This window comes from Pseudomonas sp. 43NM1 (assembly GCF_002836905.1).
Lineage (GTDB): Bacteria > Pseudomonadota > Gammaproteobacteria > Pseudomonadales > Pseudomonadaceae > Aquipseudomonas > Aquipseudomonas prosekii.
Genome location: NZ_MKGS01000135.1, coordinates 39,070 through 63,279 on the forward strand (window position 1 = coordinate 39,070; position 24,210 = coordinate 63,279).

25 protein-coding genes, 1 tRNA gene and 1 pseudogene are annotated in these 24,210 nt (G+C 59.8%); 21 read left to right on the top strand and 6 right to left on the bottom strand.

Annotated features, from left to right (window positions below):
- Positions 1-101: 101 nt before the first annotated feature.
- Positions 102-953, bottom strand: a complete 852-nt coding sequence (locus BI292_RS12800) for a LysR substrate-binding domain-containing protein (protein ID WP_101208085.1) — start codon at positions 951-953, stop codon at positions 102-104.
- 134 nt (positions 954-1,087) lie between these two features.
- On the opposite strand from BI292_RS12800, the gene BI292_RS12805 reads away from it, so the two are divergent.
- The 5 genes from BI292_RS12805 to BI292_RS12825 all read left to right on the top strand — a co-directional run bounded on the left by BI292_RS12805 (position 1,088) and on the right by BI292_RS12825 (position 5,531).
- The gene (locus tag BI292_RS12805) at positions 1,088-2,140 is read left to right on the top strand and encodes an agmatine/peptidylarginine deiminase (protein ID WP_101208086.1); all 1,053 of its coding nucleotides are present in this window, start codon (positions 1,088-1,090) and stop codon (positions 2,138-2,140) included.
- A gap of 3 nt (positions 2,141-2,143) precedes the next feature.
- The gene (gene aguB, locus BI292_RS12810; RefSeq protein ID WP_101208087.1) at positions 2,144-3,052 is read left to right on the top strand and encodes an N-carbamoylputrescine amidase; all 909 of its coding nucleotides are present in this window, start codon (positions 2,144-2,146) and stop codon (positions 3,050-3,052) included.
- 1 nt (position 3,053) lies between these two features.
- The gene (locus BI292_RS12815) at positions 3,054-4,151 is read left to right on the top strand and encodes an extracellular solute-binding protein (protein WP_101208088.1); all 1,098 of its coding nucleotides are present in this window, start codon (positions 3,054-3,056) and stop codon (positions 4,149-4,151) included.
- A gap of 81 nt (positions 4,152-4,232) precedes the next feature.
- The gene (locus BI292_RS12820) at positions 4,233-5,369 is read left to right on the top strand and encodes an agmatine/peptidylarginine deiminase (RefSeq protein ID WP_101208089.1); all 1,137 of its coding nucleotides are present in this window, start codon (positions 4,233-4,235) and stop codon (positions 5,367-5,369) included.
- 87 nt (positions 5,370-5,456) lie between these two features.
- Positions 5,457-5,531 (top strand) — tRNA-Gln (locus BI292_RS12825).
- A 77-nt stretch (positions 5,532-5,608) separates the two neighbouring features.
- On the opposite strand, the pseudogene BI292_RS12830 reads toward BI292_RS12825, so the two are convergent.
- Positions 5,609-5,869, bottom strand: a pseudogene (locus tag BI292_RS12830) (helix-turn-helix domain-containing protein); the annotation flags it as partial.
- 188 nt (positions 5,870-6,057) lie between these two features.
- Here BI292_RS12830 and BI292_RS12835 point away from each other — a divergent pair.
- The gene (locus BI292_RS12835) at positions 6,058-6,459 is read left to right on the top strand and encodes a VOC family protein (RefSeq protein ID WP_101208090.1); all 402 of its coding nucleotides are present in this window, start codon (positions 6,058-6,060) and stop codon (positions 6,457-6,459) included.
- On the top strand, positions 6,456-7,433 hold the full coding sequence (locus BI292_RS12840) for a trans-acting enoyl reductase family protein (protein ID WP_101208091.1): 978 nt from the start codon (positions 6,456-6,458) through the stop codon (positions 7,431-7,433). The genes BI292_RS12835 and BI292_RS12840 overlap by 4 nt, the downstream gene beginning before the upstream one ends.
- Before the next feature lie 26 nt (positions 7,434-7,459).
- Here BI292_RS12840 and BI292_RS12845 read toward each other — a convergent pair whose 3' ends face one another.
- Complete coding sequence (locus BI292_RS12845) at positions 7,460-8,344, bottom strand: LysR substrate-binding domain-containing protein (protein ID WP_101208092.1); 885 nt, start codon at positions 8,342-8,344, stop codon at positions 7,460-7,462.
- A gap of 137 nt (positions 8,345-8,481) precedes the next feature.
- On the opposite strand from BI292_RS12845, the gene BI292_RS12850 reads away from it, so the two are divergent.
- From BI292_RS12850 to BI292_RS12885, 8 genes are all read left to right on the top strand, one after another.
- Complete coding sequence (locus BI292_RS12850; RefSeq protein ID WP_101208093.1) at positions 8,482-9,807, top strand: FAD-binding oxidoreductase; 1,326 nt, start codon at positions 8,482-8,484, stop codon at positions 9,805-9,807.
- A gap of 45 nt (positions 9,808-9,852) precedes the next feature.
- Positions 9,853-10,941 (top strand): polyamine ABC transporter substrate-binding protein, encoded by a 1,089-nt coding sequence (locus tag BI292_RS12855; RefSeq protein WP_101208094.1) that lies wholly within the window; start codon positions 9,853-9,855, stop codon positions 10,939-10,941.
- Between the two features lie 213 nt (positions 10,942-11,154).
- On the top strand, positions 11,155-11,448 hold the full coding sequence (locus BI292_RS12860; protein WP_101208110.1) for a hypothetical protein: 294 nt from the start codon (positions 11,155-11,157) through the stop codon (positions 11,446-11,448).
- Positions 11,449-11,522: 74 nt separating this feature from the next.
- Complete coding sequence (locus BI292_RS12865; RefSeq protein ID WP_101208095.1) at positions 11,523-11,909, top strand: cytochrome c family protein; 387 nt, start codon at positions 11,523-11,525, stop codon at positions 11,907-11,909.
- Between the two features lie 152 nt (positions 11,910-12,061).
- Positions 12,062-13,489, top strand: coding sequence for an iron-containing redox enzyme family protein (locus tag BI292_RS12870; protein ID WP_101208096.1), 1,428 nt, complete (start codon positions 12,062-12,064; stop codon positions 13,487-13,489).
- Positions 13,486-14,460: a class I SAM-dependent methyltransferase gene (locus BI292_RS12875; RefSeq protein WP_101208097.1), complete on the top strand. Its 975-nt coding sequence runs from the start codon at positions 13,486-13,488 to the stop codon at positions 14,458-14,460. Before BI292_RS12870 ends, BI292_RS12875 begins: the two co-directional genes overlap by 4 nt.
- A gap of 50 nt (positions 14,461-14,510) precedes the next feature.
- Positions 14,511-14,786: a hypothetical protein gene (locus BI292_RS12880; RefSeq protein WP_101208098.1), complete on the top strand. Its 276-nt coding sequence runs from the start codon at positions 14,511-14,513 to the stop codon at positions 14,784-14,786.
- Between the two features lie 101 nt (positions 14,787-14,887).
- The gene (locus BI292_RS12885) at positions 14,888-15,886 is read left to right on the top strand and encodes a bile acid:sodium symporter family protein (RefSeq protein WP_101208099.1); all 999 of its coding nucleotides are present in this window, start codon (positions 14,888-14,890) and stop codon (positions 15,884-15,886) included.
- Between the two features lie 42 nt (positions 15,887-15,928).
- Here the strand turns inward: BI292_RS12885 and BI292_RS12890 are convergent, their stop codons facing one another.
- On the bottom strand, positions 15,929-16,576 hold the full coding sequence (locus BI292_RS12890) for a TetR/AcrR family transcriptional regulator (RefSeq protein ID WP_101208100.1): 648 nt from the start codon (positions 16,574-16,576) through the stop codon (positions 15,929-15,931).
- 128 nt (positions 16,577-16,704) lie between these two features.
- Here BI292_RS12890 and BI292_RS12895 point away from each other — a divergent pair, with 128 nt between their 5' ends.
- The 3 genes from BI292_RS12895 to BI292_RS12905 all read left to right on the top strand — a co-directional run bounded on the left by BI292_RS12895 (position 16,705) and on the right by BI292_RS12905 (position 19,234).
- Complete coding sequence (locus tag BI292_RS12895) at positions 16,705-17,922, top strand: MFS transporter (RefSeq protein WP_101208101.1); 1,218 nt, start codon at positions 16,705-16,707, stop codon at positions 17,920-17,922.
- Between the two features lie 62 nt (positions 17,923-17,984).
- A complete protein-coding gene (locus tag BI292_RS12900) occupies positions 17,985-18,212 on the top strand; it encodes a hypothetical protein (protein WP_092269864.1) in 228 nt (75 codons plus the stop codon).
- A gap of 95 nt (positions 18,213-18,307) precedes the next feature.
- Positions 18,308-19,234, top strand: a complete 927-nt coding sequence (locus tag BI292_RS12905) for a Gfo/Idh/MocA family protein (protein ID WP_101208102.1) — start codon at positions 18,308-18,310, stop codon at positions 19,232-19,234.
- Positions 19,235-19,237: 3 nt separating this feature from the next.
- Here BI292_RS12905 and BI292_RS12910 read toward each other — a convergent pair whose 3' ends face one another.
- Positions 19,238-19,705, bottom strand: coding sequence for a metallophosphoesterase family protein (locus BI292_RS12910; protein ID WP_101208111.1), 468 nt, complete (start codon positions 19,703-19,705; stop codon positions 19,238-19,240).
- A 247-nt stretch (positions 19,706-19,952) separates the two neighbouring features.
- On the opposite strand from BI292_RS12910, the gene BI292_RS12915 reads away from it, so the two are divergent.
- Entirely contained in the window at positions 19,953-20,648 is a 696-nt protein-coding gene (locus BI292_RS12915; protein WP_101208103.1) for a class I SAM-dependent methyltransferase, read from the top strand.
- Here the strand turns inward: BI292_RS12915 and BI292_RS12920 are convergent.
- On the bottom strand, positions 20,629-21,537 hold the full coding sequence (locus BI292_RS12920) for a LysR family transcriptional regulator (protein ID WP_092281406.1): 909 nt from the start codon (positions 21,535-21,537) through the stop codon (positions 20,629-20,631). The genes BI292_RS12915 and BI292_RS12920 overlap by 20 nt on opposite strands.
- A gap of 143 nt (positions 21,538-21,680) precedes the next feature.
- Here BI292_RS12920 and BI292_RS12925 point away from each other — a divergent pair, with 143 nt between their 5' ends.
- Together BI292_RS12925 and BI292_RS12930 are read left to right on the top strand one after the other, a co-directional pair.
- Entirely contained in the window at positions 21,681-22,838 is a 1,158-nt protein-coding gene (locus BI292_RS12925) for an aldo/keto reductase (protein ID WP_149086447.1), read from the top strand.
- A gap of 459 nt (positions 22,839-23,297) precedes the next feature.
- On the top strand, positions 23,298-24,210 hold a 913-nt coding region (locus BI292_RS12930; protein ID WP_157831255.1), incomplete at its 3' end, for an MFS transporter.

Sequence of the window (24,210 nt, forward strand, 5' to 3'; positions counted from 1 at the left end):
AAGCTTCCTTGAGAGGGGATTGATCCTTGGGCGGCAATGCTACCGGACTCGCGTAGCGAACCGCGCGGTTTTATAAGCGCGGACTGACAGCCAACCCACCATCAGCGCTGCAATTGCCCCACCAACCACTCACTGAAACTGCGCGCATTGTTTTCACTGTCGCGATGGGTCAACAGCGCCCAGTTCGGCCCGCGAATGGTTTGCTCGACCAAGGGTTGCAGCTGTCCATCTGCAAGCGCCTTGCGGCTCAATAACTGGCTGACCAAAGCGATCCCCAACCCGGCGCACGCCGCGTCCAGCAGCAAACCGGGATCGGAGAAATTCAAGCCTTGATCCTGCTGACCGACGTCGACGCCGGCCTCGACTGCCCAGTGGCTCCAGTCCATTTCACGTTCGCCGTGCAACGTTGTGCGCCGTTCGGCTGGCAGCGCCAACACGCTCGGGTGACACGCCGGATAGAGGCGGTCGGCGTGCAGCACTTTGAAGCTGCATTCGGCTTGCGAACTGATGTCGTCACGCACGGCGACGTCGATGGTTTGGGTGGTCATGTCCGGGACTTCGTCGGTGCTGTAGATCCACAGATCGACGTCGGGATGCTCACGACGAAAATCCGCCAGGCGCGGCAGCAACCAGTGCCGGGCGAACGCGGGTGTGGTGTTGAGCACCAGTTGATTGGGTTTCTGGTATTGCCCGAGACGGCGGATGCCGACGGCCAATTGCTGCAGCAGCGCCTGGGTGGTGCTGAGCAAATCCTGCCCGGCGTCGGTCAGGGTGACGCTACGACCGCTGCGGAAAAACAGCGGCTGCTCGAGGTACGCCTCGAGGCTGCGAATCTGCTGGCTGATCGCCGATTGGGTCAGGTGCAATTCGGCGGCAGCCTTGTGAAAACTGCCGAGGCGGGCGGCCGCTTCAAAGCCGCGTAGGGTGCTGAGTGGCGGCCAGTGCTTGAGCATATTGATAAGTTCCTCTAATCACTTTTCCACTAAATCCATCGTTTGTTCGCCCGGTTTTGCGGCCGTAGCATGCATGCCAAGACTTTCGAGACGGTTCTCATTGAACACAATGTCTTAACTAAAAGGAACGGGCCATGCAGCACAACGACAATAAAAACAGCGGTTGGACGATGCCGGCCGAGTGGGCGCGGCACGCGGCGACGTGGATGGTCTGGCCACACAATCAGGCACTTTGGGAATCAGGCTGGCACGTGACGCTGCCGCGCGTGCAGGAAGATTTCGCCCGGGTGGCCAACGCGATTGCGCGTTTTGAACCGGTGAAAATGGTCGTCGATCCGTCGGCAGTCGCCAGTGCCAAAGCCTTGTGCGGGCCGAACATCGAATTGATCGAACTGCCGGTCAACGACAGTTGGTGCCGTGACTCCGGGCCAAGCTTCGTCTGCCATGCGCAACAGGGGCTGGCCGGGGTGAGCTGGCGTTTCAACGCGTGGGGCGGCAAGTCGGCGCACGATCTCGACGAAGGCCTGGCGCGCCGCGCGCTCAATCACCTCGGTTTGCCCTGCTTCGGCACACCGTTGAGTAACGAGGGCGGCGCGATTCATGTCGATGGCGAAGGCACGCTGATCACTACCGAATCAGTGCTGCTCAACCCCAATCGCAACCCGGGCGTGAGCAAAGCTGAAATGGAGGACATCTTCAGCCGTTTGCTCGGCGTGACGAAGACCATTTGGCTGCCCGGCGACCCTGATTACGTGACCGGCGACATGACCGACGGCCACGTTGACGGCGTCTGCGCGTTCGCCCGTCCCGGCGTGTTGCTGATCGATGCGACCCACGACAAAAATTCCGTGTACGCCGAAGTCGCCCGGGAAAACCGTCGGGTGCTGGAGCTGGCCACCGATGCCCAGGGACGCAAATTCGAGCTGATCGAACTGTTTGAAGCCAGCGATGCGGTGGACACCGACGCCGAGGTGTTCTGCGCCTCGTACACCAACTTCTACATCGCCAACGGCGCGATCATCATGCCGGCCTATGGCATTCCGGCGGACGACGAAGCGGCGGCGGTGTTGGCCGAAACCTTCCCGGATCGCGAAGTGGTGCCGGTGCGCATCAACCATTTGGCGCATGGCGGCGGCGGGGTGCATTGCATCACGCAGCAACAGCCGTTCTGGCCGTTGGAGGGTTGAACGATGACGCTGTTAACCATTGCCACGACGCAGATGCCTTGCACTTGGGATTTGCCGAAAAACCTTGATCGCGCCGAACAATTGGTCCGTGAAGCAGCGGCGCAGGGCGCGCAAGTGATCCTGTTGCAGGAGCTGTTCGCCACGCCGTATTTCTGCATCGAGCAGAGCCACAAACATTTGGCGCTGGCCGAAGAATTTCGCGACAGCCACGTGCTCCAGCGCTTCGCCGTGTTGGCCAGGGAATTGGGCGTGGTGTTGCCGCTGAGCTGGTTCGAGCGGGCCGGCAACGCTTTTTTCAACTCCTTGAGCGTGGCCGATGCCGACGGACGTTTGCTCGGCGTGTACCGCAAAACCCACATCCCCAACGCCATCGGTTATCAAGAGAAGGAATATTTCAGCCCCGGCGACACCGGTTTCCGCGTCTGGGACACCGCGTTCGGGCGCCTCGGCGTCGGCATCTGCTGGGATCAGTGGTTTCCCGAAACCGCGCGATGCCTGGCGTTGATGGGCGCCGAAGTGCTGCTGTTTCCCACCGCGATTGGCTCCGAACCGGGCTGCGCCACCCTCGATTCCCGCGACCATTGGCAGATGACCATGCGCGGGCATGCGGCTGCGAACATCGTGCCGGTGGTCGCGGCCAATCGCGTTGGCCGCGAAGTGGCGACGACGGATTCGGCGCTGCAAATGGACTTCTACGGTTCGTCATTTATCTGCAACCACAAAGGCAAGTTGCTCGCCGAAGCCGACTGCGACAGCAGCGGCGTGCTGGTCCATAGCCTCGACCTCGGCGCCATGCGCGAAGAGCGTTTGAGCTGGGGCATCTACCGCGACCGCAGGCCCGAAATGTACGGCGCACTGCTCAGCCAGGACGGCCGTCATCTCCATCAACGCTGGGCTGATCAAGGGGTTTGATATGCGTATTGCCAACCAATTAGTGCTCGGCGTTTTGACCCTCGCGTGCGCGGTGTCGTCGCTGCACGCCGAGGACAAAACCCTGCGGCTGTACAACTGGGCGGACTATTTTGCCGAGGACACGCTGGCCAGATTCACCGCCGAAACCGGGATCAAAGTGATCTACGACGTCATGGATGGCAGCGAAACCCTGGAAGCAAAAATGCTCGCCGGCGGCAGCGGCTACGACCTTATTTTCCCCGGCGACACGGTCGCCGAGCGGCTGATGCGCGCCGGCAGCCTGCTGCCGCTGGATCCATCGAAACTCAGCGCCATGGCCGACATCGAACCAGGTTTGCAGAAGCTGCGCACGCATTACGAGTTCTCGACCAACGCCACGGTCCCGTATACCTGGGGCACGATCGGCCTGACGTATAACGCCGAGGCGATCAAGCAGCGGCTGGCGGACGCGCCGGTCAACAGCCTCGACATGCTCTTCACCCCGGAACTGGCTGCGCGGTTCGCCGATTGCGGGATTTCGATCATCGATTCGCCGGACGAAGTGCTGGCCGTGGTTCTCAATTACCTCGGCCGCGACCCGCGCAGTGGCAAACGTGAAGACCTCGCCGCAGCGAGCGATTTGCTGATGAAAGTGCGGCCGTACATCCGCAAGTTTCAGTCGCAACCGGTCACCGATCTGGTCAACGGCAACCTCTGCCTGTCGCTCGGCTACAGCGGCGACATGACCCAGGCGCAACGCACCTCGGACAGTGCCGGCAAAAGCACTTCGTTCCAGTACCGCGTGCCCCGCGAAGGCACCACGGTGTGGATGGATACGATGGCGATTCCGGTCGACGCCAAACACCCGGAATACGCTTACGCATTCATCAATTTCGTCATGCGCCCGGCGAACATGGCCGCGATCAGCAACTTCACCGGTTACCCGACTTCCAACGCCAAGGCCCGGCCGAGCGTCGATGCAGGCATGCGCAACAACCCGGATATCTACCTCGACGAAGCCACCTATGCGCGGCTGATTCCGGGTAAGGACATCCCGCAAGCGGACATGCGCGCGCGGATGCGCACCTGGACCAAATTCAAGACAGCCACCGCCAAATAATCGCGGGCGGCTATTTATCAAGCCGCCATTTCCAAGCAACCATTTCCAAGCAACCATTTTGGCAACCACGGGAAACAACACATGTCGTCGCGTCGAGATTTCATCAAGCAAGCATCGCTGGTCGCCGGTCTGGGCGTGATCGCCTCGGCCGGTTTCAGCCTGACGCCGAGCGATGCGCAGGCGGCTGACGCAGTTAATGGCGCTGACAACTGGCACATGCCGGACGAGGGCGACCAACAGCAACGTGCGTTTATCGCTTTTGGCGCGCAGAAAGCCATTTGGGGCGATTTCACCGCGGACGTACAAGTCGCGTTGGGCCTGCTTGCGCGGGCTATCGCGCGTTATCAATCGGTGACCGTGTTCTGCCGTGAGCGCGAGCGCGATTTGGCGCAGAAACACTGCGGCACGGCCAACATCACCTACGTCACCTGCAAACTCGACGACATCTGGATGCGTGATATCGGCGCCAATTTTGTCGTCGACGGCGCGGGTGGGCTGCGCGCCGTGGACTTCAATTTCAACGGCTGGGGCAATAAACAGCAGCACGCTGAAGACGCGCGAGTGGCCGCACTGGTCGCGAGCCATGCAGGCGCGCCGCATCTGCGCAGCAAACTGGTGGGCGAGGGCGGCGCCATCGAAGTGGATGGCCACGGCACCGGAATCATGACCGAAAGCAGTTGGATCAACAGCAATCGCAACCCGAACTGGAGCAAGGCTGAAGTTGAACAGGAACTGAAAACCCGCCTCGGTCTGCGCAAGATCATTTGGCTGCCGGGCATCAAGGGCAAAGACATCACTGACGCTCACGTCGACTTTTACGCGCGCTTCGTCAAGCCGGGCGTGGTGCTCGCCAACCTCGAAAACGACCCCGAGTCGTTCGATTACCCAGTCACGCGCGCTCACTTGGAAATTCTCAAAAACGCCACCGACGCCGATGGCCGCGCGCTGCAAGTGCACACCGTGTCGCCGCCGCGCAAACCGCGCAAGACGCGCTTCAATCAGGACAACCCGGACTTTGCGGCGGGTTACATCAATTACTTCCTGGTCAACGGCGCGGTGATCGCGCCTGAATTTGGCGACAAAATTGCCGACGCCAAGGCCCTGAAACTGCTGACCACGCTGTATCCGGGCCGGGAAGTCGTGCAGCTGAATATCGACGCGATCAGCGCTGGCGGCGGCGGGATTCACTGCGTTACCAGCCATCAACCGAGGGTCTAGCGACAAGCGGCTGATTTAAAACGCATTTATTCGAAAAGAACACTTCCCTAAAGCGACGGAAGTTGTTACATTTCCGCGCGTTGTTACAGGGGCGTCGCCAAGCGGTAAGGCAGCAGGTTTTGATCCTGCCATGCGTTGGTTCGAATCCAGCCGCCCCTGCCATCTTCTGAAAAGGGGACAGATATATTTTCCAGCTCGCGTCCAGCGGCTGGATAAATAAATCTGTCCCCTTTTTGCTTTCAGCGAAACCGCGCCGCATCGCGCATGGGCGGCATGCCGAACAGCCGCGCGTATTCGCGGCTGAATTGCGAAGCGCTCTCATAGCCCATGGTGAAAGCGATGGACGCCGCATCGCGAGGATCGAACAACAGCAGCCAGCGCGCGCGGATCAGCCGCAGACGTTTCTGATACTGGATCGGCGTCATCCCGGTGATGATTTTGAAGTGACGGTAAAACGCTGCGACGCTCATGTCGCACATCGCCGCCAGTGATCGCCCGCGCACTTTGCCTTCGTCGCTGGGCAGCGTGGCGATCACGTACGGGTTTAGCGTCAGGCTGTTACCAGGCGGTTATCCGTCACCAGGCAAAAGCACAAACAGGCAGGTTTGCGCCAGAAACCACGGCGCTTGTGATCGGTTTCAAGCGTACGGTGGTGGCACTACTCAATCAGCAGCAGTGAGGCCACCACATGCTTGATCATATTTTTCTCTCGGTCAGCGACGTCGCTCGTTCAATCCGTTTCTACAGCGCCGCGCTGACGCCGTTGGGTATCACCGGACGCCTCGATTACGACGGCAAAGACGGCCCGCCGGGGCATCCGGACCTCAAAGGTTTCGGCGCCAATGGCCGGGTGTTTTTCTGGTTGCGCGAAGGTGTGGTCGAGGGCCGCGCGGTGCATGTCGGGTTCGTCGCCAACAGTCGCGCCGAGGTCGAAGCCGCCTACGCCGCCGCTATGGAAAACGGTGCTGTCGACAACGGCGCACCGGGTGCGCGTCTGCACTACGACCCCAATTATTACGCGGCAAACGTGCTGGACCCGGACGGATACAGCCTCGAATTCGTCTATAAAAACTGGCAGCACGTGCAATGAAAACCTTGATGATCTACGGCGCAACCGGCTACACCGGACGCATGGCCGCCGCACACGCCAAAACAGCTGGTCTGGAATTGGTGATCGCCGGGCGCAACGCCGAGCCATTGGCGGCGCTCGCGGCACAACTCGACGTGGCTTACCGCCTGTTTAATGCAGACGCGGCGACGGCGCAGAATCTCGTCGGCATCGATGTCTTGCTGAACTTCGCCGGACCTTTTGCGCACACCGCGCCAGGCTTGATCGAGGCCTGCATCGCAGCGGGCGTCGATTACCTCGACATCACTGCCGAAATCAATGTCTATCGCTTGGCCGAACGATTGGGCGCAAAAGCCGCCGAGGCTGGCGTGATGTTGCTGCCCGGCGTCGGTTGGGACGTGGTGCCGACCGACAGCCTGGCCATGCACGTCGCCCAACGCGTGGAGAATCCGCAGTCGTTGCGCATTGCCCTGCAAGTCGCCGGTTCGATGTCGCGCGGCTCGGCGCTGAGCGTCGGCGAAATCATCGGCGCCGGGCTGTTGGCGCGGGTTGACGGCGCCATTGTTGCCACGCCAGACGCCCAACCGCAGTCCTTCGATTTTGGTGACGGCCCGGCACTCTGCGCGCCGCTGTCGTTTGGCGACTTGGTCACGGGCTGGCATTCGACCGGCATTCCAAACATCGCCATGTTTGTCCACCTCGGCGGCGATGCCTTCCCCGAAGGCGATCTGTCGCGACTGCCCGACGGCCCCAGCGCCGAGCAACGCGACGCCCATCGCGCCCGCGCCGTGGCCGAAGTCACTGGCGCCGATGGCTCGGTTGCGCGCTCGGTGATCGAGACGGTCAACGGCTACAGCTACACGCCGTTGGCGGCAGTGGCAGCGGCGCGCCGGGTGCTCGATGGCGAACGCCAGACAGGCTTCGCCACGCCGGGCCAGGTGTTCGGCGCCGGGTTTGCCGAGACGATTGCTGGCACGACGATTACTGATTTCTAGCGCTATAAACAGTCAGCGCAGCAGGTTCATGCAGAACCCGGCTGCGCCTGCTGCGCAAACCATTCCATCACCACCGCACTCGCCGGATGCAGCGCCGCCGACGGTTGAGGGCACAACGCATACACTCCCCGCGTCCTCAGTGGCTGCCCAAATGGCACCACCAAAACCCCGCGATCCAGTGATTCCTGGGCCAGGGTCAAATCGGTCATCGCCACACCCAACCCGCGCGCCGCTGCGTCCAGCGCCAGTTCGTCGAGATTGAACGGAATGTGCCGGTAATCCTCTAGCGATTTGCCGCCGTTCGCCGCCAGCCAATCGATCCACGCTTGCTTGTCCGCCGAGCGGTGCAGCAGCGCAAAACCCACCAACTGATCCATCGAATTCAGCGGGCCGACGCCGGGCGCGCAGACCGGCACCAGCGCTTCCTCGAACAGGGTAAGGCTGGCGGGATCGTTCGACGGTTCTGGCAAGTAAAGAATGTAGGCGTCGCTGTCACTGGCCGGCTCGACGAGCTCGGTGGCCACGGTTTCGATTGACAGCGAGACGTCCGGGTGACGCCGGTAAAAGTCGCTGAGTTTGGGCAACAACCAGCGCACCGCCAGCGAGACGTGCATGCGAATGCGGAACGGGCGTTTTTGCGGCGAGAGGCGGTCTTCGAGGGTTTTCAGTTGTTCGAGGATCGACCGTGCGCTGGTCAGAACCTGTTCGCCTTCAACAGTCAGTTGAATGCTGCGGCTGCTGCGCACAAACAGCGGCACGCCGAAATGGCTTTCCAGTTGCTGGATTTTTCGGCTGACCGCGCTCTGCGTCAGGCACAGCTGCTGCGCGGCGTGGGTGAAACTGCCGCAATCGGCAACCTCTACCAAAGCCTGAAGGCCCTGAAGCGAGGGCACGTGACGAATCTTATCCATGCGTTTTGTGAATGCCAGAATGAATTTATAACGTTGGTTGGATCGCCTTCGGCCCGCTAGATTTCAGGCATGGCGGCGATGGTGCTCATGCGTGAAGAGCATAGAGCAGCGCGAATGACAGTCAACCGAGGTGACGCATGGAAAATGTATGTGGCTGGATCGCGCAGGCGGGCAATTCGCCGTTGCGTGGTCGCCTGAGCGGCACGCAAAAAGCCGATTGGCTGGTGATCGGTGCTGGCATTACCGGGTTGTGCGCGGCGCATTCGCTGGCCGAACTGCACCCTCAGGCGCGCATCGTGATTGTCGATCGGCAGCGTGCGGCGCAAGGCGCATCGGCGCGTAATTCCGGGTTTGTGGTGGCGCACGAACATCCGAGCGTGGATGAATTGATCGGGCACCACGGCTTTGCCGGATACCAAACAGACACGGCGATTTCCCGCGCCGCCAGCCAGGAAGTGCGCCAACGCATCGCCCGTCATGGCATCGAGTGCGACTTGCGCGAAGCCGGTTATTTCTTTGCTGTCAGCGACCCGGCGAAGCTCACGCACGTCGAGGAAAAACTCCAGACCCTGCACGCCGTCGGCGCTTCTGCTGATTTTCTTCAAGGTGAGCAACTCAAGCAAAAACTCGGTACGGCGCACTATCAAGCGGCGATCTGGTGTGGCGGCAGCGATGGCAATGGCAGCGGCAATGGCAACGCCTTGCTGCAACCGGCGAAGTACGTGAAGGGTTTGCTTGATGCGTTGCCGCCGAACGTCACCCTTTACGAAAACACCGACATCAGCGGCTTGCAGCGCTTGAGCGGCGCACGCATTCGCGCGCAAGGCGTTGACGGCTGCGTCGAGGCCGGCCAAGTGCTGGTGTGCCTGAACGCGTTTATCCCGCGCGCCGGGATTGCCGACAGCGGCACCTTCCCGATGGAGCTCAGCGCCAGCCTGACTCGGCCGTTGACCGAGGCGGAATTTGACGCCATTGGCCGCGTCGAGCCGTGGGGCGTGTTGTCGACGCGGCCGTTGGGCGCCACGGTGCGCCTGACCCCGGACCGTCGAGTGATGATCCGCAACACCGCCGAATACCGCTCGCGGGATCTGTCCACCGCTGAATTGTCAGTGCGCAGAAAACACCATGTACTCGGGTTGCAGCGGCGTTTTCCGTTTTTGCAGGAGCAGGACATTCAGTACACCTGGACCGGCCATCTCAGCGCCTCGCGCTCTGGCCAGGCGTATTTCGCCAAAGTCGAGGAGGGTGTGTTTGCCGTGGCCGGCTGCAATGGTTCCGGCGTAGCGCGCGGCACGTTGTGGGGGCGCTTGCTCGCGCAAATGTCTTCAGGCATCGACTCGCCGCTGCTGGCCTCGGTGATGCAACGCGCCCAACCCGGCTGGCTGCCGCCCAAACCATTGCTCGATATCGGTGCCATGCTGCGAATGCGCGTGGAGGCGGTCAGGGCCAGAACAGAAATCTGAATCGCGGTTCTCCTAAAACAAAATTATTAAACCAGGTGATCAAACATGCGCGTCAATCCTGTTTCCCTCGCGGTCGTGCTTACGACGTTCCCGGCAATCAGTTACGCCGACGAACAGGTGAATATTTCCAACTGGAGCGGTTACATCGCCGAAGACACCTTGCCCAGTTTCACCAAGGCCACCGGGATCAAGGCAACTTACGACATTCACGACAGCAACGAAGTGCTTGAATCGAAGTTGATGACCGGCAACACCGGGTATGACGTGGTCAGCCCGTCGAACCATTTCATGTCGCGGCTGATCAAGGCCGGGGCGATTCAGAAACTGGATAAAAGCCAACTACCGAACTGGCAAAACCTCGACCCGGCGCTGCTGAAAAAACTCGAAGTCAATGATCCGGGCAACCAGTACGGTTATCCCTACATGTGGGGCACGGCGGGGATCGGTTACAACGTCGAGAAGATCAAGGCGATCTTCGGCACTACCGACGTCACGCATTCCTGGAAGCTGTTTTTTGACGAGGACAACATCAAGAAGTTGAGCCAGTGCGGCGTGGCGATTATCGATAACCCGACACAGATCCTGCCGATCACCCTCAACTACCTGGGGCTGCCGCACCACAGTCACCAAGCGGCGGATTACGCCAAGGCTGAGCAGGCGCTGCAGAAGATTCGTCCTTACGTTCAATACTTCCACACCTCGAAGTACGTCAGCGACCTGGCCAACGGCAATATCTGCGCAGTTATCGGTTTTAACGGCGACATCGTGCAAGCGGCCGCCAGTGCCAAGGAAGCCAATAACGGCATCAACATCGCTTATTCAATTCCTGACGAAGGCTCGACGTTATGGATGGACATGGTGGTGATGCCCAAGAGCGCGCCACACGAGAAGAATGGCTACGCCTACATGAACTATCTGCTGGAACCGAAAGTAATCGCCAACATCAGCAGCAGCGTGCATTACGCCAATGCCAACTTGGCGGCGGACCCATTTGTCAGCGCCGAAGTGAAACAGGACGCGGCGATCTACCCGCCGAAAAACGTGCTGGAAAAACTCTTCACCGTCGAAGACTTGCCGCCGACCATTGCGCGGCTGACTACGCGGTTGTGGAATAAGTTGAAAACCGGTACTTGATCTGACTGAAGTCCAGGGCGCGGACCTCGTCGCGCCTTGCGAACCTGCCTTATATGGCTCGTGAGGCCGGGGTTCTGATCTGGCGTGGGCAAACAAGGCAATTTGCTGGCCCCCAAGAGGCCGCGCAATCGCCAGAATCGCCGCACTTTCAGATGCTTGGGTGAAATTCAATTGCGCAAACTAGTGATCTCGCTGGCGGTGGCGGGCGTAGCAATGTCGGTCGAATCAATGGTGGTCGAGGCCAAAGAGCTGAAGCCCAATGACCGGTATATGTGCAGCTGGGGTGCGGGGACGGCGGCGCGGGCGCAGGAACTCAAGTTGCAGGGCGTCTCTTTATATGCCGCGCGGCAGAAGATCCAGAGCTACAAGTTCAGCAAGGCGTGGATGCGCATGATGGCCATGGGCATTACCGAACAGACTTACGACAGCCAGTCGCGCTTCAAACCCGAGGCGATTCGCAAGAGCTTTTACGACGATTGCGTCCGCTACAAGTTGGCGCGCAAATGAAGTTTCGGTGCAGACGCGCGGCGTGATGAAATAGCCGCCCGTTTCTGCAAGTCCATCGGATAGAGAGCCGCTAGATGAACCACGCCGCTGTAATGACCTCCGCGCTGGTGCTGTGCGCCGCACTTTTCGGCAATACGGCGCATGCCGCTGGCGATGCCGAAGCGGGCGGCAAGTTGTTTAGCCGCATGTGTGGCGGTTGTCATCAAGTTGGCGAATCGGCGCGCAACGGCTTCGGCCCGCAGCTTAACGGCGTAATCGGGCGCACGGCGGGCAGCGCTGAAGGTTATCAATACTCGGAGGCGATGAAATCTTCCGGTGTGATCTGGGACCGGGAAACCCTGGCCAAGTACATCGAAGACCCGAAAGGTGTTGTCTCCGGGACCCGAATGATCTTTTGGGGCATCAGCGACCCGGAAAAAATCGAAAACCTGCTGACGTATCTGCAGACTTTCCAGCCCTGAAGCCTTGAGTGAAATCAGGGTTCAAGGCGCGCAATGTGCCGTCTACCGGGCAGTCGTGAAATTCAATGAATCTTCCGAACTGGCGTGAATCGTAAGAATTAGAGCGGCACAAAGCCGCGATTCTTTTGGATTTGATACTGCCAGGTAAACCTATGACACTCCTTCAGACCCTTACAGGCACGCCAGTAGGTCATCCGGTGGTAGCCGACGCCAACCAGACCAAGGCCATTTACGAAGCCTTGATGCAGCCGAGCGAAAAATTGCGCCAGGTCGATGTGGTGGATTTCCTGCAACAGCAGTTGGCCCTCGCTGACCACGAAACCTGTGACGTGCCGGCCATGCCGGAACACCTTGAAGACTGGATCGGCCGAGGTGTCGGCAAAGTCGCCGAGCAATATGCCGCTTACTTGAAAGAACGCCATGCCGGCGCGCCGCGCCGATTCTTCGCCGGCCGCAGCCATGCGATGTACTTCCTGCAGCATGTGGCCCCGACCAAACTGGTTGATGGCGCCTGGCTATATGGGATGTTGCCGCATTGGGCGGACTATCGTTTTCACGGCTTGATTCGCACTTATCTTGAAGAGCTGGGCGATGGCGACCCGGCACTCAATCATGTGTCGCTGTATAAAAAGTTGGTTGCCGACGTTGATTGCGACCCCGGCTACACGCTGGAGGACGAGTATTACCTGCAAGGCGCGATTCAACTTGCGCTCGGCCAGCACGGCACCGAATTCCTTCCTGAGGTCATTGGCTACAACCTCGGTTACGAACAACTGCCGCTGCACTTGTTGATCACTTCTTTCGAGCTGAATGAACTGGGAATCGACCCGTATTACTTCAGCCTGCACGTGACGATTGATAACGCCAGCACCGGACATGCGCGCAAAGCGGCGCAGAGTGTATTGTCGCTGATGCCGATGGGTGCCGAGCGCGACGACTTCTATCGTCGGGTGATTCAGGGCTACAAACTTAATGAATTGGAGGTTTGTTCGACCTCGATCATCAAGTCGTTCGATCTTTATCAAGAAGTGGTGGCGATGCTGGAACGCAAGCGGACGTTCGGCCAGCACATGCATTCCGACTATTGCCGTCTCGAAGGCCTGACCATTAACGAGTGGCTGGCCAAACCCGAGCAGATCCCCGGTTTCCTTGATGCCTTGCTGAACAAAGGCTGGATTCGCCGCCATGAAGACCCGGCCAACAGTCGTTTCTGGAAGTTGATCGATGGCGCCGGTGCGCCGATGTTCGGGGTGTTCTCGGAATACGAAAAACAATTGCTCTGGGACTGGATCGCGGGCGATCGCCTGGTTGAGGAAAGCGCTGGCGTTACGTCCAATGCATTCCGCTTCCAGTTCCGCAGCAAGAGTGCCGCGCAACAGGAACTGCCGTCTTCGGTAGAGCAAATCGACCCGGACTTGCAGGGTTTGATCAGCGCGCTGAAACGCTGTGCGGCCGGCGAGAAAATGTCTTTGCTCAAGGACTTCATGTGTCCCGCCATGCACGCCACGCCAGCGGGGCTGTATGCCACGCGCGAGTTCGTCAAAGTGATGAGCGAGAACATCAAAGGGCTGCACGCATGAGCGGCCAGGATCGAGCGCTAGTGCAAAGTTCGACTGACTTGCGGGCTTCGTTGTTGCAGTTGGGCCAGCTGTTAAAGAACAGCGGCTATACGTTCGTCACGCCGACGCCATTAACCCATCAGCGGGTCAACGAGCGCCCGGAAAATGCCCTCGGCGAAACCCTTCGAGACGCGTTTGGCTGGAACAGGTTCTTTGAATCGGGCTTGTTGAACCAAGAAGAAGAGGGCGCGCTGATTGAAAATGGGCTGCTGCAATATGACGGCTCGCGCCTGAAGAGTGCGGTCAGATGGTCGTCGCTGGATGGCTTGTTACTGGTGCATTCGGCATTCCCGACCACGGCAGAAGACTCGGTGTTCTTTGGTCCTGATACTTATCGTTTCGCCCAGTCGATTCAGCGTCATCTCACCAGCAATCAGCACCCAATCAAACGTGCGATAGATATCGGTTGCGGAACCGGCGCCGGGGCGTTGTTGATTGCCAGAGCTGAAACCCAGGCCGAAGTGCTGGCGGTGGATATCAATCCTAAAGCGCTGAGTTTCACCGAAGTGAATGCAGAACTTGCCGGCCTGAACAATGTGCGTTGCCGCTCCAGCAATGTGCTTAACGACGTGGACGGCGAATTCGATCTGATTGTTGCCAATCCGCCTTACATGAAAGACGCAAAAAAACGCGCTTATCGCCATGGTGGTGATTCGCTCGGCGCGGACTTGTCTGTACGCATAGTTCGCGAGTCGATCGAGCGCTTATCCGTTGGCGGTTCGTTATTGCTGTATACCGGCGTCGCCATCGTCAACGGCGAAGATCCGTTTCTCGCTGCGATGCGCGAGTGCCTGGATAACCAACAGCTCGATTGGAGTTACCGCGAACTTGACCCGGATGTGTTTGGCGAAGAATTGCTGGTGCCAGGTTATGAAGTTGTCGATCGAATCGCCGCTGTGGAGTTGATCGTCACGCCACGCGGGAAACATTAATCATTGGTTTAGCGCTGTCAGGTGCAGTTGCTCTTTTACTGGATACCGTCATGAACTCATTCAAGAACCTGCTGACCCCGGAACAAGAACACAGACTGTGTGCGCTGGATGCGTGGCACCAAGCGCTGGATAACTGTTCGCTGCGCAGGGAATGCCCGGATGCTTATCATGAAGAGTTGCTGCGCTTGGCTGATGAAATGGATCGTCAGGGCATTGTTAACTGGGAAGAGTGGCGTGATTTGCGCGTAGAAGCGGATGCCGCTTACATGCGCGCCGTGGCGGGCGGCGATTATCACGGGGTGGCGAATTCGGTCACTTCGATTTAGCCCTGTCCGTTTGGCGCTATACCCTGGGTTATTGGCGTTAGTCGGTCATGTTACTGGCGCGTAGAGTGAGCGCACTGTTCCCGGCGCCCGGATAAACCCTGATGACCCGTCCCCGTTTCTTACCCGATAACTTCACCCTTACGCTGATTGCCGTGGTGCTCCTGGCCAGTTTCCTGCCGGCCAGTGGTCAAGTAGCCGTCGGTTTTGGCTGGCTGACCAACATCGCCATTGCGCTGTTGTTCTTCCTGCATGGCGCCAAACTGTCGCGTGAATCGATCATTGCCGGGGCAGGGCATTGGCGCCTGCATTTGCTGGTGTTCAGCCTCACCTTCGTTTTGTTCCCGATCATCGGACTCGCGCTGAAGCCGCTGCTTTCGCCGCTGATCGGCGACGATCTGTACATGGACATGCTCTACCTCTGCGCGCTGCCGGCGACGGTGCAGTCGGCGATTGCCTTCACTTCACTGGCGCGCGGCAACGTCCCGGCGGCGATTTGCAGTGCGGCGGCATCGAGCCTGTTCGGGATCTTTCTCACGCCGTTGCTGGTGACTTTGCTGCTGGACGTGCATGGCGACGGCGGCTCGACCATCGACGCCATTCTGAAAATCAGCGTGCAATTGTTGCTGCCATTCGTGGCCGGACAAATCGCGCGGCGCTGGGTCGGCAACTGGGTGGCGCGCAACAAGGGTTGGCTGAAATTCGTCGATCAGGGCTCGATCCTGCTGGTGGTCTACGGCGCCTTCAGCGAGGCGGTGAACGAAGGCATCTGGCATCAGATTCCGCTGTGGCAACTCGCCGGGCTGGTGCTGGTGTGCTGCATCGTGCTGGCGCTGGTGCTGCTGGCGTCGTCCTTGCTGGGCAAGGTCTTCGGTTTCAATCAGGAGGATCGCATTACCATCCTGTTCTGCGGCTCAAAGAAGAGCCTCGCGACCGGGGTGCCGATGGCGCAAGTACTGTTCGCCGGCAGCACGCTGGGCATATTGATTCTGCCACTGATGCTGTTCCACCAAATTCAGCTGATGGTGTGCGCGGTGCTGGCGCAGCGTTACGCCAATCGCCAAGAGTCGGTGGCGGAAATGATGGGGCAGGTGGATCCGTGATGGCGCTTTAGGTTTCTGGTTGATTCATCAGGTTTCAGGCACTTACACGGCGACTACCGGTGTCACCTCTGGCTTCACAGTTGCTGCGGTGATATCCCATGTCTGCAGGATCTGCGTGATGGCCGCGTCGATGACTTCATGCGCCACATTGTCTCGGGCGAGAATCGAAATGCCCTGCAAGAAGCTGTCGAACACCGTGGCCATCGCCGGCGCGTGGACAGTGGCGGGCAGATCACCGGCAGCGATCCCGCGCTCGACGCACGATTGCAGGCCTGCACGAGTGCGCTCGCGGGACTGCGTCAGGGCATCGGTGACCCGCGCGTTTTCCGGGCTGGGCGCGCTCATGACACCGAGAGCGACCATGCACCCCTTCGGATGCCCATCCTCACATTGCATACGCGCGGACTGGCGCAACGCGCGCTCGATTGCCTGCCGGGGTCCAAGGCTTTCGTCCCACAAACATTGCGTGACCTGGGCGAAGGTCGTCAGATAACGCTGCACGCACTCGGCAAACAATGCCTCTTTGGAGCCGAACGCCGCATAAAAACTCGGCGCGGAAATCCCGCCGCCCAGCCCGGCCTTCAACTGGGCGAGGGACGTCGCGTCATAACCATGCTGCCAGAACAGGTGCAACGCCTGCTCCACGGCTTGATCGCGGTCGAAATTGCGGGGGCGACCCATCTGCGCCATGTCCTGACTCCTGTGAAAGTTGAGATAAATACTAGTCGATACATAAGTCGTTGACAACGAGCAACGTCTGCCCGCAACATTTATATCGATCAGTATTTAAGTCTGAAAACTCTAATCAGGAGCATCCCTTGACCGCCTCAATAACGTTATCCGCAACGCCCGACCGGCTACCCATCGGCGCTTTGCTCGCGTTGGCCATGACCGGTTTCATCTGCATCGTCACCGAAACGTTGCCCGCCGGCCTGTTGCCGCTGATCAGTGAGGGCCTGGCGATCTCGCCCTCGATGGCCGGACAAATGGTCACTGCTTATGCGTTGGGATCGGTGGTGGCGGTCATCCCGATGACCATCGCCACGCGCGGATGGCGCCGACGCAACGTGTTGCTGCTGACCATCGTCGGTTTTCTGATCTTCAATTCGATCACCGCGTTGTCGTCCCACTACGGCGTGACGCTGGTGGCGCGCTTCTTCGCGGGTGTCGCAGCGGGGTTGGCCTGGAGCCTGTTGGCTGGCTACGCCCGGCGGATGGTTGCGCCCGAGCAACAGGGCAAGGCGCTGGCGCTGGCGATGGTCGGAACGCCGATAGCCCTGTCGCTGGGGGTGCCGCTGGGTACTTGGCTGGGAGGGCTCGTCGGTTGGCGCACGACGTTCGGGATGATGTCCGGATTGACCTTGGTGTTGATCGCTTGGGTGTTGCTGAAAGTCCCGGATTACCCGCCGCAAGCCGCGCATCAGCGCCGCTCGCTGCGTGCCGTGCTGACCACGCCGGGCGTGCGGCCGGTACTGGCCGTGGTGATCAGCTGGATGTTGGCGCACAACATTCTGTACACCTTTATCGCACCATTCGTGGCTCCGGCGGGTTTGGGCAGCCAGGTTGATCGGGTGTTGTTGGTGTTTGGTGTCGCCGCGCTGGCAGGCATTTGGCTGACCGCGAAACGCGTCGAGCTGTCGTTGCGCATAACCGTGCTGGCGAGCCTGGCCGCACTTGCGGCGGTGTGTCTGGCGTTTGCATTGGCAGGCAGCGGGCCGCTGGTGATCTATGGTGGCGTGGCAGTGTGGGGGCTGAGTTTCGGCGGCGCGGCGACGTTGCTGCAAACGGCATTGGCGGACGCTGCGGGTGAGGGCGCGGATGTCGCGTTGTCGTTGAATGTCGTGGCGTGGAACAGCGCAATCGCAGGGAGCGGCGTAGTCGGCGGCGTCATGCTCGACAAGTGGGGCGTAGGCGCTTTTCCGTGGACGATGTTGCTGCTGACCGGTTTGGCATTTGCGATTGTCTGGTGCGCGCGAGCCCATGGCTTTCGGCCGGGTCCACGTGCATCACGTCATGCCAAACAGCCGCTGGGTTGAACTATAAACTGACCGACAAGTCAGGATAATCAGCTGCTTTCCTTCCACATCGAGGATCAACCATGCATACCTTCACCCTGGAATACCTGTTTAACGGCGAGCCGCGCACCCAGGCTTTTGAGTTCAAGCAGTCGCAGTTGTCCGTGCATGACGCGGCGATGCACTTGCTGCAACTGCATTTCGGTGACAGCGAAAACAGCCTGATCATGCCTACTGCCGACGCGACACCGGAAGAGATTCTGGCCCAGGCCGAGTTGGTCGGAATCACCCGCATACGGGTCGTCGACTAACCGCAGGAACGGCACCTGATCAATCGCCCCATCTGGCGACGTGGGGCGATTGCCTGTTAGCTTAGCCGGCTAAAACAAAAAATCAGGAGTCATCGATGCATCCGATTCGTCTCGGTCTGGTGGGCTACGGCAAGATTGCCCAGGATCAACACGTTCCCGCCATCCATGCCAACCCGGCGTTTCAGTTGGTGGCTGTCGCAACGCAAGGGCAGCCGTGCGCCGGGGTAGAGAATTTTCAGTCCCTGAGCGAGTTGCTGGAGAAAGGTCCGCAGGTTGATGCGATTGCCTTTTGCACGCCGCCGCAAGGGCGATTCGCGTTGGTCCAACAAGCGCTGGCCGCCGGCAAACATGTGCTGGTAGAAAAGCCGCCCTGCGCCACGTTGGGTGAGGCCATGGCGCTGGTCGATCAGGTTGCAGCGCAGGGCGTCAGCGGCTTGTTCGCCTGGCATTCGCGTTACGCGCCGGGCATCGAGGCTGCGCGGGACTGGCTCGCTTCGCGCACTTTGCAAAGCGTGCAAATCGACTGGAAAGAAGACGTGCGCAAGTGGCACCCCGGCCAGACCTGGATCTGGCAACCGGGTGGTCTGGGCGTTTTCGATCCGGGCATCAATGCCTTGTCGATCGCCACGCATTTGCTGGCGCTACCGCTGTTCGTCGAGTCCGCCGAACTGCGCGTGCCGAGCAACTGCCAGTCGCCGATTGCCGCATCGATAAAAATGTCCGACGCGCGCCAACTGGATGTCCGCGCGGAATTCGATTTCGACCACGGTCACGACGAACTCTGGAGCATCGAAATCCGCTGCACCGAAGGCGTCCTGCGCCTCGACAACGGCGGTGCGTTGTTGAGCATCGACGGCGTACGTCAAGCGGTGTCGGAGGAGGGCGAATACGCGGCGGTGTACCGGCATTTCCAACAGCTGATCAGCGACCAGGCCAGCGACCTCGATGTGCAACCATTGCGCTTGGTAGCGGACAGCTTTTTCGTCGGCAGTCGTGCGGCGGTTGAGCCGTTTTACGACTGAGCTTCAGTCCGCAGGGTCGAGCAAATGCACCAGGCGCGGCTCGATGTCGTCATCCCGAACCTCCAGTAATGCCAGCGTCACCGGCAACTTGAAGCGTCGCGGACCGGCGCTTCCGGGATTTATGTAAAGGCGTTCACTGCGCCACTCGATGCAGGGTTTGTGCGAGTGGCCGGTGATCACCAGCCGCGTCTCGGGCGCAAGATTGGCCGCAACGTCGGCGATGTCATGCACCAGCAAGGTCTGCCAGCCGTTGAGATCGAAAGTCAGCACGTCAGGGATCTGCGCCGCCCACGCCGATTTCAAATCGTTGTTGCCGCGCACCACGTGGACCGGGGCGAAGGCGACGAGTTGCGCGAGGATCTCGGCATTGCCGATATCACCGGCGTGGATGATCTGCTCGCAACCTTGCAGCGCGGCAATCGCTTGCGGCCGGAGCAGGTTGTGCGTGTCGGAAATGATCGCGATTTTCATCAGATGCGCAATACCTGGCTGGAAACTCTGTAGGAGCAAAGCTTGCTCGCGATGACGGCTGAACATTCAGCATCGATGTCGAATGCCAAGCCCCAATCGCGAGCAAGCTTTGCTCCTACAGGGACTGTGTTTTGGTGCCGAAATTCAAGGCGCTTGTCGCATAAAGTTGACATGCCCGAGATTGCTCGACAGAGTCGCGCCCCGATCCGGCCGGTGTGTCGGCTTCCGTGGTGAAAAGGAATTGCAGTTGAACGAACACACATTGTCGATGCGCCTTGAGCGTGTCGCGGCGCATGTGCCTGCGGGGGCGCGGCTGGCTGATATCGGCTCGGATCACGCCTACTTGCCGGTGGCGTTGATGCGCCGAGGTCTGATCGCGGCGGCGGTGGCGGGAGAGGTGGCGTTGACGCCGTTCAATGCAGCGCAGCGCACCGTGCGCGAGAGCGACCTCGACGCGCAGATCAGCGTGCGCCATGCCAGCGGCCTGGCGGCGATCGAGCCCGGCGATGCGATCAACGCGATCAGCATCTGCGGCATGGGCGGCGAGACCATTCGCGACATCCTCGACCGCGGCAAATCGCGCCTCATCGGCAATGAACGGCTGATCCTCCAACCCAATGGCGGCGAGCAGCCATTGCGCCAATGGCTGATGGACAACGGCTACCGAATCCTCTGCGAAGAACTGCTGCGGGAAAACCGTTTCTACTACGAAATCATCGTCGCCGAACGCGCCGAACCGGTGACTTACAGCGCCGAAGAACTGTACTTCGGACCTTTGCAAATGCAGGCCCGCAGCCCGGATTTTCTCGCCAAGTGGCAGCGCATCCTGCGCGAGAAGCACAAGACCTTGAGCGGTTTCGCCAAGGCGCGGCAGGCCGTGCCGGAGTCGACGCTGGAAGAAATCGCGCAGCAGGCGCGATGGATTACCGCGCTGCTGGCGTGAGGTTAGAACGCAATATTTCCAGCAACAGCCTGAACGCCGGTTTGGACTGGCGGCGGCTCGGATAATAGAGGTGGTAGCCGCTGACCATCGGGCACCAGTCTTCGAGGACGCGCACTAGCCGGCCGGCCTCGATATGTTGCTCGACGATATCTTCCGGGAGATGAGCAAGTCCGACCCCGGCAAGGGCGAAGTCCAGCATCAGCGGCACCGTGTTGCAGATCAGCTGACCTTCCGCCCGGACTTTCAGCTCATGCCCATTCTTGGCAAACGGCCACGACCACAATCCCCCCGATGTCGGCAAACGCAGATTGATGCCGATGTGCGCGGTCAAATCGTGCGGCGTTTTTGGTGGCGGTCGACGCGCAAAATACGCCGCAGAACCGACCACCGCTTGACGAAAGTCAGGGCCGATGCGCACCCCGATCATGTCTTTGGCCACCTGTTCGCCAAGGCGAATTCCTGCGTCGTAGCGCTGTTCGACAATGTCGACCAAACCGTAGTTGTCGTTGATTTCGACGCTCACCTGCGGGTAGTCGAGCATCAGTTGGCCGACTGCCGGCGCCAGAATAGTCGCCGAGGCGTGCTCGACGGAAGTGATGCGCAAGTTGCCCGCCGGTTTGCCGCTCAATTCTTCAAGGTCGGCGAGCCCGGCTTCAATCCCGTCGAAGTGCGGCGCGATGGTCCCGATCAAGCGCTCGCCGGCATCGGTGGGCGAAACGCTGCGGGTGCTACGGGTCAGCAATTGCACGCCTAATCGGCTTTCGAGCTTGCGAATGGTGCGGCTCAGCGCCGGTTGCGATACGCCCAATTGGGCGGCGGCTTTGGTGAAGCTGCGCTCGCGTGCCACCGTCAGGAACGCGGCCAGGTCGTTGACGCTGTCCCGCATGATTGATACCCCAGGGTTATAAGTACGTTCCGAACATACCATCTAATCATTTGTGGGAGGCACTGTTAGATTGGCCGCACATTGACGGCGGGGCGCATTTGACCGCACTCGGCTCGGCCAGCGGCAGCACAGATTCAGGAGTGATTATGGGCAGCGATAAACCGGTTGGCGTATGCACTTTGCTGGGACGCCGCGACTTCATCACCAAAGCCGCACTCGCGGGGGCGGCTTTGGCGGTTGGACATTCAGCCTGGGCAGGGTCTGCTGTCCAGCCCACCGTCATCACCGAGGCCAAAAAACCCAACCCAGGAACAGCAAACATGAACAAGCGTCATTTGGGCAATTTGCAGGTGTCGGCCATCGGCGCCGGCTGCATGAGTATCAGCGCCAACTACGGCCCGCCCGCCGACATCGAGCAAGGCATCCAGACCCTGCGAACGGCGTTCGAGCAAGGCGTGACCTTCTTCGACACCGCCGAGGTGTACGGCCCTTACACCAATGAAGAATTGCTCGGCAAAGCGCTCAAGCCATTTCGCGATCAGGTGAAAATAGCCAGCAAATTCGGCTTTGCGATTGACGGCACCATCGGGCTCGATAGCCGTCCGCAGCACATTCGCAAAGTCGTCGAGCAATCGCTAAAGCGTTTGCAGACCGATCGCATCGACCTTTACTACCAGCATCGCGTCGATCCGAATGTGCCGATCGAAGACGTCGCCGGAACGATCAAGGATTTGATCGCCGAAGGCAAAGTCGTGCATTTCGGCCTGTCTGAAGCCAGTGCGAAAACCCTGCGCCGCGCCCATGCCGTGCAGCCGGTGACGGCCATTCAGTCCGAATATTCGTTTTTCTGCCGTGACCCTGAGCGCAACGGCGTGCTCGCCGCGTGCGAAGAATTGGGCATTGGTTTCGTGCCGTGGGCGCCGTTGGGGGAGGGCTTCCTGACCGGCACCATGGACGCCAATACCCGATTCGATCCGGCGACCGATTTCCGTGGCAGCTTCCCGCGCATGTTCCCCGAGAACATGACCGCGAACATGCCAGTGGTGGAGATCCTGCGCCAAGTCGCCGCTGCCAAGGGAGGCACGCCGGCGCAAGTGGCGCTGGCGTGGTTGCTGGCGCAGAAACCCTGGATTGTGCCGATCCCCGGCACGCGCAGAGTCGATCACCTGACGGAAAACCTCGGCGCACGGGGTGTGCAGTTGACCGCCGCAGATGTGGCGGCGATGGAGGAGCAATTCGCGCAACTGACGGTGCACGGCGAGCGCATGTCCGAAATGCACATGCAGCAAATCGACCGTAGTTGATATGCGTCGTCGTACAACAAATTTTTTGTTTTCGATGCGTGTTCAGGGACTGAAGACTGCACCAGTTAACGCCTTGCAGCCAATGCCTGGCATGCGCACAGTCACATAATCCGACGGCCGTTCGATGACGAACGGCCATTTTTCCAATTGACAGCCGACTATTCATCTCGATATAAAAGGCGCAGTTGTACGACGACAGACGATATTGGGTCTGTTACACACTAAAAATAAAAAAGAGTGTCGGCCTATCATGAATCCAACCTGCGTACTCGCTTCGCTGAACGCCGCCCCCAGCGGTTCGCACCTGACGGCTTGCCACTGCGCCCAGTCAGGCCCGCCCCACACGCCATAGCACTTGCACCGCATCGACTCCGGCCATTGCGCCTGGAGCGCCTGTGCCTGCACGCTCTCACTGGTTGTCGAGAGCTCATCACCCTAGTCCAATAATAAAGTGATGCTATGAATCTGAACGAGCCCATCAATGCGCAACGCGTCGGCCAAGCCGTAGGTAACTATCGCTGGACGATCTGCGCGCTGTTGTTTTTTGCAACCACCGTCAACTACCTCGACCGCCAGGTGCTCAGCCTGTTGGCGCCGGGTTTGTCGACGGAATTTGGCTGGAGTAACTCCGACTACGCCAACATCGCGTCGGTGTTCCAGTTTGTGTATGCGATTTCCATGTTGTTCGCCGGTCGCGTGGTCGACAGAATCGGCACCAAAACCGCGTTTGTCGTGGCGATCGGGATCTGGTCGACTGGTGCCGTCATGCACGCTTTTTCGGTGCCGATGGGCGAGGGCATTGCGGCGGTGTGCAGCGCGTTCGGCCTCGCGGTGATTCCGGTGTCGATTGCCGGTTTCATGTTGTCGCGGGCGGTGCTGGCGATTGGCGAGGCGGGTAACTTCCCGATCGCGATTAAAGCGACTGCCGAATATTTCCCGAAGAAAGAACGCTCGTTCGCCACCGGCATTTTCAACTCCGGGGCCAACGTCGGCGCGATTCTGGCACCGATTTTCGTGCCGTTGATTGCCGGCCTGTGGGGCTGGGAAGCGGCGTTTATCGTGATTGGCATGTTGGGTTTTGTGTGGTTGGCGGTGTGGATCGCGCTGTATCAGAAACCTGAGCAGCAGAAGCGCTTGTCGGCGGCAGAACTGGCTTACATCCGCAGCGACGAACCGGTGCAAGTGATCGCCACCCCGGTGGCCGATGCGCCGGCGAAAAAAGTCTCGTGGTTCAAGTTGCTGACCTATCGCCAGACCTGGGCGTTTGCTTTCGGCAAGTTCATGACGGACGGCGTGTGGTGGTTTTTCCTGTTCTGGCTGCCGACGTACCTGTCCGCGCAATACGGCATGAAAGGCCCGGACATCGTTATCC